Origin of the sequence: Streptomyces sp. SID11385, assembly GCF_010548245.1 — a bacterium.
Lineage (GTDB): Bacteria > Actinomycetota > Actinomycetes > Streptomycetales > Streptomycetaceae > Streptomyces.
In genome coordinates this window covers 1-12191 of the sequence record NZ_JAAGLR010000343.1, presented here as the reverse complement: position 1 = coordinate 12191, position 12191 = coordinate 1, and the positions used below count along the sequence as shown (strand labels likewise).

8 protein-coding genes are annotated in these 12191 nt (G+C 73.9%); 2 read left to right on the top strand and 6 right to left on the bottom strand.

All coding sequences use genetic code 11. The features are described from left to right. The 6 genes from G3I42_RS10210 to G3I42_RS10185 form a co-directional block, all read right to left on the bottom strand. Window positions 1-839 (bottom strand): BTAD domain-containing putative transcriptional regulator (locus tag G3I42_RS10210; protein ID WP_275405240.1); only part of this gene is annotated, 839 nt, incomplete at its 3' end. A gap of 237 nt (window positions 840-1076) precedes the next feature. Next, window positions 1077-1958 carry a hypothetical protein gene (locus G3I42_RS10205; RefSeq protein ID WP_164284490.1) on the bottom strand — a complete coding sequence of 294 codons (882 nt, stop codon included), beginning with the start codon at window positions 1956-1958 and terminating at the stop codon, window positions 1077-1079. A gap of 77 nt (window positions 1959-2035) precedes the next feature. After that, window positions 2036-2683, bottom strand: a complete 648-nt coding sequence (locus G3I42_RS10200; RefSeq protein ID WP_164284488.1) for a sigma-70 family RNA polymerase sigma factor — start codon at window positions 2681-2683, stop codon at window positions 2036-2038. Between the two features lie 153 nt (window positions 2684-2836). Continuing rightward, window positions 2837-5758 (bottom strand): VCBS repeat-containing protein, encoded by a 2922-nt coding sequence (locus tag G3I42_RS10195; protein WP_164284485.1) that lies wholly within the window; start codon window positions 5756-5758, stop codon window positions 2837-2839. After that, window positions 5755-8301: a S8 family serine peptidase gene (locus tag G3I42_RS10190; protein WP_164284482.1), complete on the bottom strand. Its 2547-nt coding sequence runs from the start codon at window positions 8299-8301 to the stop codon at window positions 5755-5757. The genes G3I42_RS10195 and G3I42_RS10190 overlap by 4 nt, the downstream gene beginning before the upstream one ends. 128 nt (window positions 8302-8429) lie before the next feature. Continuing rightward, window positions 8430-9665 (bottom strand): cation:proton antiporter, encoded by a 1236-nt coding sequence (locus G3I42_RS10185; protein WP_164284479.1) that lies wholly within the window; start codon window positions 9663-9665, stop codon window positions 8430-8432. 430 nt (window positions 9666-10095) lie between these two features. Between G3I42_RS10185 and G3I42_RS10180 the strand changes: the two genes are divergently transcribed. Both G3I42_RS10180 and G3I42_RS10175 read left to right on the top strand, forming a co-directional pair. After that, complete coding sequence (locus tag G3I42_RS10180) at window positions 10096-11820, top strand: GAF domain-containing SpoIIE family protein phosphatase (RefSeq protein WP_164284476.1); 1725 nt, start codon at window positions 10096-10098, stop codon at window positions 11818-11820. 187 nt (window positions 11821-12007) lie between these two features. Then, window positions 12008-12191, top strand: a 184-nt coding sequence (locus G3I42_RS10175; protein ID WP_343244508.1) for a B12-binding domain-containing protein, incomplete at its 3' end; no start/stop codon positions are given.

Genomic DNA, 12191 nt, shown 5'->3' with positions numbered 1-12191 from the left:
CCGCGCACCGCTCGTACGGGGGCGGGCGGCGGCGGGGCGGTGGGCAGCGGGGCGGGCGCGGCGGCGAGGGCCGCGCGGTGCAGACGCTCCGTCTCGGGGGCGGGACGCACGCCGAGTTCCGTGTCGAGCACTTCGCGGCACACGTGGTACTGGTGCACGGCACGTCGGCGCAGGCCCTGGCGGAGCAGTGCGTCGATGAGGAGACGGTGTGCCAGTTCCTCGGCGGGGCTCGCCGCGAGGACGTGCTGGGCGAAGGCGGCCGCCCGCTCGGGGGCGCCGTCGAGGTGGTTCTCGGCGAGGCGGAGCAGGAGCCGTTCGCGCAGGAGCGCGAGTTGTCCGCGGCGGGTGCCCGCCCAGCTCGCGTAACGGTCCTCGGGCAGCAGGTCGCCGGTGAACAGGCGCAGCGCCTTGGTGAGTTCGGGTGTGCGGCCGAGGCGGAGCGCCGTGCGGGCGGCGGTCTCGGCCTCGTCGGCATCGATGCGCACCAGGCCGGGCGCGAGGGAGAGGAGCGCTCCGTCGGAGACGAGGTAGGAGGAGGCGGCGCGCGGGGGGCGCTCGGGTTCGAGGGCGTGGCGGGCCGCGTGCAGGGCGACGCGCAGGCTTCCGGCGGCGGCGCGGGCGTCCGCCTCGGGCCAGCAGACCGCCATGACCTCCTCGCGGTGGAGCCGGTGGCCCGGAGCCACCGCGAGGAGTTTGACCAGGGTGCGGGCGCTGGGCCGTGCCCACCGCTGGGCGGGTGGCGCGCCTCCGTCCCGGGTCACCGAGAAGCCGCCGAGGAGGCGCACGCGCAGCAGCGGAGCTGCGGGTATGCCGCTTCCGTCCGGTGCAGGCGCCTTCATGAAGGCGCACTGTAATCGAGGCTTCCGGTCAGCGAGGCTCCGGGAGTCCGCGACCTGTCCCGTCCCCCGGCCCGCGGTGGGGCCACCCTCCCGGCTCCCGGTACGGCCCCGCCCCGGCCCCTCGGTACGGCCGCGACCCCGCCCCCCGGCGGGGCCGTGACCCCTCTCGTGCCCCGGCGGCGCGGCCCGGCCGGACGCACCGCGACAGCACGCACCGCGACGGTGCGGGACGGCGACTCAGTCGCCCGTGAATTTTGGGTCCTTCGCCTGGTCGTAGATCTCCTTTCCCGACGCGTCGTAGGCGTGGACGGAGACGCGGGGACCGGGGTAGTGCCGGTCGGGGGGCGTGTCGGGCGTGAGAGTGGCCGCGTAGGCGAAGGCGCCGCCCGCCATGACGGCCGGGTACTCCTTGGGCTTGTCGCCGTAGCTGACGGTGATTCTGTCGACGTCGGACGTGTAGTGCCCCGCGCCCGAGACGAGGTACTGCCCGTCGCCGACCGCTTCCTGGGTGGTGTCGAAGTACGCGATCAGGCGACCGGTGCCCCACAGCCTGTCGTTGATGAAGGTGGGCGGAACGTCCGGGCTGCTGCCCTTCGCGCCCTTCGACGCGCACTGCGCGTACTGGCCCGCGGAGTCGACGGCCACGACGACGCCGTCCGTGCTGGGCGAGGCCGCGGGGGTGCGGACCGCGAGTACGGCGTGGAAGCGCGAGGCATCCGGCCCCAGGCAGGAGGAGAGGATCTTGGCGACGGTCCCCGCCTTGATCGGGGTGGTCGTCGCCTTGGTGATCCTGAACGCGTTGCTGTCCGGGCTGGGCGTCGTGCCCTTGGAGGAGCGGATGGGGCCGGTCTCGCCCGACGCGGAGCCCGAGGGGGAGACCGACGGAGAGGCCGGCCCCGCACCGGGCGCGGTGTCGCCGTCAGGGGAGGCCGCGCCCGTCGGGCTCGTACCGCTGAGTGCGCGGTCCGCGCGATCCGTACGGTGCGACTCGCTGTCCCCCATCGCGCCGAAGAGCGCCACGGCGGTGACGCTCACCGCCGACACTCCGGCGGCGACGCCCAGAGGCACCGCCCATCTGCGGTGCGACGGGGCGGTGTCGTCCCGTGGTGCGATCTTCATCAGTAGCTCCTCCCGCATCCGCCGTTGGTTCGGCAGATCGCGCTCGGGAGGCGCCGGGGGAATGCCCTGCATGTCATTCATCGTGCGTCCTCCTGCGAATTGTCGGCGTGCGTGGAGCTGACCGACGCCGGGACCCGGGCCACGCTGATGAGATCCGCGCCGAGTCTTCGCCGCGCCCGGTGCAGCCGGGACTTGACCGTTCCGACCGCCACCCGCAGCACCTCCGCCGCTGCCCGCTGGTCCAGCCCGGACCACACGCACAGCTCGATGACCTCGCGCTCGTGGCGCGGCAGCCGGGCCAGCGCCCGGTGGATCTCCGACATGCGGCGCTCGTCGTCCACCCGGTGGGCGACGCGCTCGGCGTGGTCGCCCACCTGTTCGTCGTGCGAGACGAGGCGGCGCAGCAGGGCGTCGGCCCGTCTCAGGCGCCGTCTGGTGTTCGACAGCAGGCGGTCGGCGATGCCGAGCAGCCAGGGAAGGGCCGAGTCGCGGTCGAGCACCGTCTCGGCGCGGCGGCGCCAGGCGTGCAGGAAGACCGTCGAGGTGAGGTCCTCGGCCTCGGACCAGTCGGCCGTCCGCCGGAAGACGTAGTTGTAGACGGCCTTGCCGTGCCGGTCGAAGATCCGCCCGAACGCCTCGCGGTCGCCGTCGACGGCCCACGTCCACAGCTCACGGTCGGATGTCTCCCCGACCGGGGCGGCGGGATCAGCGTCGTTCAGTTCCATGCTCTGTACGTGTCCGGCACCGGGGCGAAGGTTCCCGCCGGGGGTGATCTGTTGTTCGCGGAGCCGTTGAGAAGCCGCAGGGACGAGCGGGGCGAAGCCCTGCGCACGCCCGCGGCCCCCGGTCGGAACCGGGGGGCCGCGGTGCGAGGACAGTCAGGAGAGAGTGTACGCGGTGACCTGGTGGATGCCGTTGTCCTGGACGAGGTACCGCCCGCCCAGGTCCTCGGCGATCCGGTCCATGCCGTAGTCGTCGCCGTTGAGCGAGAGGACCTCCGTGACGCCGTCGCCGTCGAGGTCGGCGGCGAGCTGGTTGCGGCCGCCGGTCAGGCCGGCGCTGCCGAGGCTCGGCACGTAGGAGTCCGGAGCGTCGAAGATGTCCGGGCTCCAGGCGTAGACACCGCCCTCGATCCCGCCGATCAGGAGCTTGCGGCCACCGGGCCCGGTGGCGAAACCGGCGCCGTAGGACTGCGGGACCGCGTAGACCGTCGTGTCCTCGGTGCCCTCGCCGCGGAAGGCGCGGAAGGAGGCCGTGCCCGCCTCGTAGAGGACGCCGCCGTCGGTGAAGAAGTCGTTGTGCGTCCACAGGCCGCCGAGGGTGGTGGCGTGCACGACCTCACCGGTGCGGCCGTCGCGGATCTCCATGTACTGGTGCGGGCTGACGGCGTCCTCGGAGCCGATTCCCGCCTGGGACTGGATGTCCCAGAGGTAGACGACCGCGTGTCCCTTCGCGTACGGGATGTCCGGCGAGGCGAAGGTGGCGTGGTAGGAGAGCGCGGCGTGGATGACTCCGTCCGACGAGGCGGCCGGGGCCTTGGGCGCGAGGTCCCACTTCGCCTTGCCCGTACGCGCGTTGAGGGCGACGGCGTGTGCTCCGGCGTCGGGCAGGTTGATCGACCCGCGCGCGGAGTACGAGACGTACACCCGCCCGTCGCTCGTCGAGGGGTCGGAGAAGACCTGGTCGTCGGGCTTGCCGGGCGCGGCGTACGTCCAGAGCCGGTGTCCGTCGCCGGAGTAGGCGTCGAGCGTGCCGCTCGGGACGAGGAGGTCGAGCGTCCCGTCGCCGTCGAGGTCGGCGAGGTGGACGGAGCGCAGGAAGCGGCCGTCGCCGTCGATCGTGGTCAGCGTCTTGCCCGTGCGGGCGTTGAGGACGACGACCGCGCTGTCGGCGGCCACGACGATCTCGGGCTTGCCGTCGCCGTCGACGTCACCGGTCTCGATGTCGTGGACGGCGCCGGGGACGGTGGCCTGCCAGAGCTTCTCGGGCTTCCCGGAGGCGAGCGAGGGGCCCGAGTAGGCCCAGACGCCGTTCGAGGAGCCGCCCATGACGACGTCGTCCGCGCCGTCCTTGTTCACGTCCGTCGCCTTGGCGTAGGCGATGTCGGCGCGCAAGGGCGTCAGGGACTCGCGCTTGCCGTTGGCGAGCCGGTAGGTGCGGACGTTCTCGCTCTGGTCGACGACCCGGACGTGGCCGCCCTTGGCGTCCTCGAAGACCTCCTGGTACATCGGCGAGGCGCCGAGGCCCTTCTCCTGCCACTTGACGGCGCCCTTGCCCGAGAACACGGTGAGGCGCGCGTACCGGGCGCCACCCATGTTCTCGGCGTCGCCGTTCTTCTCGTCGTCCTGGGCGGCTGTGACGAGCGTGCCGTCGACGACCTGGAGGCGCCAGAAGCTCGCGCCGTTGGTGTTGTTCCCTGGGTCGCGCTTGATGGTGGACGACCACAGCGCCTTGTGCGGGTCCGTGCCGTCGAGCGCGCGCACGGTGCTCGCGTTGACGTACAGGTCGCTGTCGAGCGAGGACTCGGCGACGGCGTACTCGGCGCCGTCGCGGGAGGTGAGGTCGCCGACCGCCAGGGCGGTGGGCAGCACGTTGACGCGGCTGTCGAGGGTCGCGCGCCGCCCCGTCGTGAGGTCGTAGGCGGCGATCTCGTAGCGCACCCCGTCCGTCGGGTCGGCCTGCTCGACGGCGACGAGCCGCTTGCGCGCGCTGTCCAGGCGCAGTTGACGGCTGTACAGGAGGCTGTCGGCGGTCCAGGTGACGGAGCCGTCAGCGGCGGAGAGGAGAAGGGTGCGCCCCATGCCCCCGCCGGTCTCGGTCTTGGCGCGATCCCAGGACACGGCGACCCGGCCCTTGCCGAGGTCCTGGAGGTCGCCCCAGCTCACGGAGCCGGTCTCGCCCGTGTCGTACGTCCACGTGGCGGCCGGGGTCAGGGCGCCGGCCTTGTACGTGAAGCGGGTGCCGGTGAGCTTCGCCGTGTCGGTGGCGGGGGCGTTCATGTTCTGGCGCGGGGAGTCGGCGACCAGCAGCGTGCGGTCGACGATCTTCACGTGGGTGGCGTAGTCGTACAGCTTCGACCAGACCGTGGCCCCGGTCTTCCCGTCGACCACCGTGACGAAGGTGCCGTTCGGCAGGGTCGAGCCGGGCGAGGTGAAGGGGCGGTAGGGCACCACGCCGACGCTCGCGGTGAAGACCAGGTCGTCGGTGCCGTCGCCGGTGAGGTCGCCGGTCGCGTAGCCGCTGTCGGAGGTGGGCGAGAAGGGCGAGACGGCGTTGTAGCCCATCAGGATGCGGGCCGGGTACGGCTCGGTCTGCCACGGGCGCTGCGGGGCGACCTTCCAGTCCGCGTAGAGCGAGGAGTTGGTGCGCTCCCAGACGGAGGTGCCGTCGGCGGCATGGCGCTGGACGGTGCCGAGGCTGGTGAGGAGGAAGTAGTCGCCCTTCTTCCCGACGGGCACGGTGGCGCCCATGCCGCGGACGCCTTCGAGCGTGGAGGCGGCGGTGAAGGTGACGGGCGCGTCGTCGGCGTCCGTCTTCGCGCCCTTGCCAGGGGCCTTCGGTGCGGTGGTGCTCTTGGGCTCCGTGGTGGGCTTCGGGGTGTTCCCCGCCTTTCCGCCGTCGCCGTACGGGTCGAGCGCGACGTGGGCGGCGAGCTTGTCGGCCTGGGCGCTGCTGAGCTTCATCGCGCCGCTGCCCGCCGGGTCGGCGGCGAGCGCCTGCGGGGCCAGGCTCACGCAGAGCCCGGTCACCGCCAGGGCGGAGGCGAGCCGCAGGGCCCGCCGGGTGTGGTGGGGGGTCATCCCTGGGCTCCCTGGGAGAAGCGGACGGCGGAACCGTCCGTGAGCACGGGCTGGTCGTAGGAGTAGGCGAGGGCGTCGCTGCCCGTCTGGTTCTGGAGGCCGACGGTGGCGGACGCGCCGTGGTCGGGGACGGTGCGGTACTGCGTCGTCACGGCGCCGCTCGCCTCGTCGAAGAGGACCTCGAAGGTCGCGCGCCCGGTGCTGCCGGTGGCGTAGGCGGCGTCGTTCCAGACGACGGCGAAGGTCCGCGCGCCCTTGGTGCCGGTCGTGGCCGTCTTGACGGAGGACTTCTTGTCGAGGACGAGGTCGTCCCACAGCGCGGCCACGAAGCCGTTGGGGTTGTGCGCGGTGGGCAGGTCGGTGTTGGCGTAGTCGCCGACGCGCGGGGCGAGGAAGTCGAGCATCCCGTTGGTGGTGACGGAGGTGGTGGAGTACGAGACGCCGTAGAGCTTCACGGGGAAGGGCAGCGTGATCGTCGTGGCGTCCTCGTCGCCGCTCAGGGCCACCTTCTTGGTGCCGTCGATCCAGGAGTACGCGGCGGGGGCGCACGCGTTGCCGAAGGCGTCCGCGCGCGCGGGCAGGCGCACGTTCTCCTTGAGGTCGGCGGTGACGGTGACGGTGTCGGCGGACTCGCCGTTGCAGAGCACCGGAGCGGCGGGCCGCACGCTCAGCGTGTACGTGCCCTCGGCGACGGCCGGGAGCTTGTACGCGCCCTTGGCGTTGGTGGTGACGGCCGGGACGGGGGTGCCGGTGACGGAGACGTGCGCGCCGGCGAGGGGCTTGCCCGTGACGTCGCGGACGACTCCCGTGACCTTGTGCGCGGTGACGGCGGTGAGCTCGAAGTCGCGGCCGAGTTCCTGGTTCTCGCCGAGCGTGACGCCGGTGGCGGTGGCGCCCGCGTAGCCGTAGCCGGAGACCTTGAGGTCGTACGTGCCCGGGGCGAGCGAGAGCCGGTAGGTGCCCTGGGAGCCGGTGGCGACGCTCCGGGCGGCGTGGCCGTCCTGCGTCGCCTCGACGGTGACGCCGTTCAGCGGCTTGCCCGTGGCCTTGTCGGTCACGGTGCCGGTCACGGTGGCGGCGGTGTGCGGGGCCTTGTCGACGGAGGCGAGGATGTCGAGCTTGCCCTCGCCCCAGACGTTGTTGCGGGCGGCGGTGCCGCCGCAGTGCGTGTCGTCCACGTCCCTGGCGCCCTCGGCGAGCAGCGCGCGGGTCGCGTCGATGTCCCCGACGAGCGAGGGCGCGGCCGACCACAGGAGCGCCACGGCGCCCGCGACGTGGGGCGTCGCCATCGACGTACCCGACTCGACGTTGTACGCGGAGCCGGGCCACGTGGAGCGGACGTCCACGCCGGGCGCGGAGAGGTCGGGCTTCGCCGAGCCGTCCACGAGGGACGGGCCGAAGCCGGAGAAGGAGGCGATCTTGCCCGTGGAGTCGTAGGCGCCGATGCCGTAGGCGGGGGCCTGCGAGCCGGGGGCGTGCGCGGTGGAGCAGGTGGTGCCGTCGCCGTCGTTGCCCGCTGCGAACGCCTCGAAGATGCCCGCGGCGTTCCACGCCTCGACGATGTCCTGGTAGAACGTCGTGTCGTCGCCGCCCCAGGAGTTGTTGACGATGTTCGGCGCGAGGTCGGGGCGCGGGTGCTGCCCGTTGTGGTCGGTCGGGGCGAGAATCCACTGCCCGGCCTTCAGCAGCGAGGAGTCGGAGCACGAGGAGGTCTCGCAGCCCTTGGCGGCGATCCAGCGGGCGCCGGGGGCCACGCCGATGCCGTGCGCGCCGACCATGGTGCCCATGGTGTGGGTGCCGTGGCCGTTGTTGTCGCAGGGAACGCCGCTCGTGCCGCACTGCCCGGTCGCGTCGTACCAGTTGTAGTCGTGCGTGAAGGAGCCGTCGCCGTTGTTGCCCCGGTAGGCGCCGACGAGGTCGGGGTGGTCGTACTGGACGCCGGAGTCGACGTTGGCGATGACGATGCCCTCGCCGCGGTCCTCGTACTGCTTCCAGACCTTGTCGGCCTCGATGTCCGCGACGCCCCACTCGGGGGTGTCCGCGTCGGCGTCGGTGCGGGAGGCGGTGACGCGCGCGTCGGAGGTCTCGATGTCGTCGAGCGCGTAGTGGTGGTCCGCGACGACCTCGGCGACGTCGGAGCGGGCCGCGAGCGTGGCGGCGAGTTCCTTGTCCCCGGTGACCTGGACGGTGTTCGCGATCCAGTAGTCCTGGTGCCCGACCTTCTTCTTGTCGAGGTACGCGCGCAGCGGGGCCTGGGTCGCGTCGGCCTTGGTGCGCAGCTTCTTGAAGGCGTTCTCGGCGCGGGCCGCGTGCGAGGACTTGTCGCGGGTGCCGGACAGGTCGGCCTGGTCCTTGAGGACGACGAAGAAGGACGTCTCGTCGCTCTTGGCGAAGGCGCGCGAGAGGGCGGGGTCCAGCGCGGCGGCGGGCGCGGCGGGCCCGGCGGCGACAGCGGGCAGGGAGGCGGTCAGCAGGGCGGTCGCGGACAAGGCGGCCGCCGCCCACAGGGCGCGTGCGCGCAGCGGTGGTCGGGGCAGAGGCATCGGCGGTGCTCCTCCGGAGACGGTACGGGGGAGTCCGCACGCTAGGGAGCGGCCGTTACTCGGCCATTACAGCGATCCGGCCCCCCTGCCGCTGACGTGGCGCCGCGTCCCGCGCCGCCCGGCCGCCCTCACCACGCCTCCGACTCCTCCCCCGGCCGCTCCGGTGGCCCGGCGGACGTCGCGGGCTCGCCGGTCTCCGCCGCCCTCGCCCGTACCCGCGTCGCGAGCGCGGGCAGCAGGAGCACGGAGAGCATCGCCGCGCACACGAGGGACGCGGCCCGGTCGGTGCCCAGCAGCTTCTGGTCCACGCCGATCGTCGTGAGGGCGACGACGAGCGGCAGGCAGGTCGCCGAGAACAGCGCGAGCGCCAGCCGGTCGGCCCGGCCCAGGTCGCGTGGAGCGAAGAGGTACACGGGCCCGCCCCGTACCAGCAGGAACAGGGCGAGGAAGGCGGGCACGAGCAGGAGCGAGACCGTGTCGTGCAGGAGCGCGTCCAGGTCGAACTCGATGCCGGTGACGATGTAGAAGAGCGGCACGAGGAAGCCGAAGCCCAGCGCTTCCACCCTGCCGACGATCTCCTCGCTGCTCCCCGGGACCGCCCGCCGCAGGACGAGCCGGGTCAGGACGCCCGCGGCGAAGGCGCCGAGGAGCACGTCCAGCCCGAAGACCCCGGCGAGGGCCAGCATGGAGGCGAGCAGCAGCATGACGAAGCGGACCGCGAACTGGCCGCTGCTGTGCAGGGTCAGCTCGGTCAGCTCGCCGAACCACGGCCGGCGCGGGCGCAGCGCCCAGAAGACGGCCGCGGCGGTGATCGCGCCGAAGGCGGCGAGGAGCGCGGCCGACTCGGCGGGGCGCCGTCCGCTGAGCAGCAGCGCCATGGCGACCACGGGACCGAACTCGCCGACCGCGCCGAAGCCCGAGACCACCGTCCCGAAGCGACCCCGCAGTTGTCCGCTGTCGCGCAGCATCGGCAGCACCGTGCCGAGCGCGGTGCTCGTCAGCGCCGTCCCGACGACGAACGCCTTGAAGACCTCGCCCTCGCTCACCAGGAAGCCGAGCCCGATGCCGACGGCGAGCGAGAGGGGCCACGCGCTCAGCGCGCGGCGCAGCGTGTCCCCGCGCACGGCGCCGAAGTCGATCTCGTACCCGGCGAGGAAGATCAGCATCGACAGGCCGAGGTCGGAGAGGGAGTCCACGACCGTGTCGGGGTGCGCCCAGTCCAGGACGTGGGGGCCGAGGAGGACGCCGAGGACGATCTCGAAGACGACGAGCGGGACGCGGACGAAGCGGCGGGTCGCGTGCACGAGCAGCGGGGCCAGGACGGCGGCGAGGAGGACGAGGACGAGCGTGCCGGCGTGCTTCACGACGCCCCGTCACCGAGCCGCCGCGCACCGGGCCCGTCCGCACGGGGACGCCCCGCTTCCGGCGCGCCGTCACCGCGGCGGTTCCGCCGCGGAGGCAGGTCTTGACTCATGCCAAGCAGCGTCACCGCCGCCTCCGCGCGGCGCGCGTCCTGAGAGCCCATCCGGACCACACGAGCGGCAGCGGGCCGCGCGAGGCACACGTGACCCTGCGGCCCGGGGCCTCCCCAGACCCCGGGCCGCGCCCTGTTCCGTATCCCCGTGTACCCCGGTCCCGGGCACGTAGACGTGCGGTTTCCGCGAGGGTTTGGGGCGGGGTTTCGCCGGGGTGGGGGGTTGTGCGTACGGTGGTGAAGCCGACGCGCCTCCCGAAGGGGCGTGGCGGCGGCAGGCCGGGAGGAGGTGAGGGGCTCGCCGAGCGGGCCCCGCCCACATGACACGACCAGCCGAACGCACCGAAGCCACCGTCCAGGCGCCCAGCGCGCATCCGGACACCGCACGGAAGACCGTCCCCACGCAAGCACCCCCCACCACGCCCTCCGCCGGCCCGCGGGCTCCCCAGCGCGTCCCCACCGCCCCGCGCACCCCCCTCGACCACGTCCCGCCTCCCGCCCTGCGCGCGGACGCCGACGGGCTCGTACGCGAGATCAACGGAGCGGCGGCGTCGCTGCTGCCCCGCATCACCCCCGGCAGCCCGCTCGCCGACTCGGCGCCCGACTGGTTCGCCGGGGCCCACGCGCGGGCCGTCCACGAGGACCTGCCCGGCATCGCGCGCGGGGTGCTCGGCGGGCGCACGTACGAGGCGAACCCCGTACGGCACGAGGGCGGCGAGTTCACGTGGTGGCTGCGCGACACGGACGAGGAGGAGCGGCTGCGCGCCGCGCTCCGCGCCGAGCGGGCCCGTACCGCCCTGCTCGACGAGGCGTCGACCCAGCTCCTCTCCTCCCTCAACGCCGACCGCGCCCTCGCCATCACCGCGCGCCTGGCGGCTCGGCACCTCGCCGACGCCGCCGTCGTCGTCTCGCCGTGGCGCGGCCGTCGCGTCGAACTCGTCCTCGGCGTCGCGGGCGGCGAGCCGCGGACCCGGTCCGTACGCGCCGACCCGGCCGAGGTCCCGGGCCTCGTCGAGGCCCTGCAGGGCTTCCCGCCCGTGCCCTCGCGCTGGCTCGACCCCGCGCAGTTCCCCGCCTGGGCGCTGCCCGAGGGCTTCGGCACCCCGGCGTCCGTGCTCGTGACGCCGATGCCGGGGCACGGCGTCCCGGCGGGCGCGCTCGTGCTGCTGCGCGGCGCGGGCGGGCAGACCTTCGGCGAGGAGGAGGAATCGCTCGCGCGGCTCTTCGCGCTGCGCGCGGGGACGGCGGTGTCCGCCGCGCTCCTGTACGCCGAACAGGCCGCGCTCACCAAGACGCTGACCCGCGAACTGCTCCCGCCCCCGCTGCACCGCGTCGACGGCATCGACCTGGCGGGCGGCTACCGGGCCTCGGCCGACCGCGAGCGCGTCGGCGGCGACTTCTACGACGCCCATCCGGCCGCCGAGGGCACGGACGGCGAGTGCTTCGTCGTCCTCGGCGACGTGTGCGGCAAGGGCCTCGAAGCGGCGATCCTCACCGGGAAGATCCGCAACACGCTGCACGCGCTGCTCCCGCTCGCCGACGACCACCAGCGCGTCCTCACGCTCCTCAACGCCGCGCTCCTGACGTCCCACCACACGCGGTTCGCGACGCTCGTGCTCGCCTCGGCACGCACCGAGGCGGACGGCGGCGTCCGCCTCAGGGTGACGAGCGCGGGGCACCCGCCGCCGCTCGTCGTGCGCGCGGACGGCGAGGTCGAACAGGCCGAGACGCACGGCACCCTCGTCGGCGTGCTCCCCGAGGTGCGCGCCACGACGGACACCGTGCGGCTCGCGCCCGGCGAAACGTGCCTGCTCTACACGGACGGCATCACCGAGGCGAAGGGCGGGCCGCTCGGCGAGACGATGTTCGGCGAGGACCGGCTGCGCAGGGCGGCGGGCGAGTGCGCGGGGATGCCCGCGGGCGCGATCGTGGAGCGGGTGCGGATGCTCGCGGCGCAGTGGGTCGGCACGGGCCGCCACGACGACATGGCGGTGGTGGCGATCACGGCGCCGAAGCGGGGGCCGGGCGGCGGTGGGGCGGCGTAGGCCGTCCCCGTACGTCGGCGGGCCCGCTCCCGTACGACGGGTGCCCCGCTCGGCCCGCGTAGCGCGCGGACGGGCGGGAAGCCGCGTGTACTGAGCGGGAAGCCGCACGGTGCGGGCGCCGGCGCGTGCCCCCACCAACGGATGGATGTACCGCGCACCGAGCGCGGCAGGTTCCTGGGAGAGATCGATGACGAGCACGGTGACGGCGGAGCCGCCGCGGACCGGGACGTGGGCCGAGCGGTTGTGGGTCCCGGTCGCCGCGGGCGACGAGGACGCGGCCGCCGCCGTGGTGCGCGCGGCGTACGGGGCCGGGCTCGACGCGGAGAGCGTGCTGCTCGACGTCATCGCCGCGGTGCAGCGGCGCGTCGGCG

Excerpts from the sequence above, each read along its gene's own strand:
- G3I42_RS10205 (WP_164284490.1), bottom strand. The coding sequence starts at position 1,958 with ATGAAGATCGCACCACGGGACGACACCGCCCCGTCGCACCGCAGATGG.
- G3I42_RS10200 (WP_164284488.1), bottom strand. The coding sequence starts at position 2,683 with ATGGAACTGAACGACGCTGATCCCGCCGCCCCGGTCGGGGAGACATCC.
- G3I42_RS10195 (WP_164284485.1), bottom strand. The coding sequence starts at position 5,758 with ATGACCCCCCACCACACCCGGCGGGCCCTGCGGCTCGCCTCCGCCCTG.
- G3I42_RS10190 (WP_164284482.1), bottom strand. The coding sequence starts at position 8,301 with ATGCCTCTGCCCCGACCACCGCTGCGCGCACGCGCCCTGTGGGCGGCG.
- G3I42_RS10180 (WP_164284476.1), top strand. The coding sequence starts at position 10,096 with ATGACACGACCAGCCGAACGCACCGAAGCCACCGTCCAGGCGCCCAGC.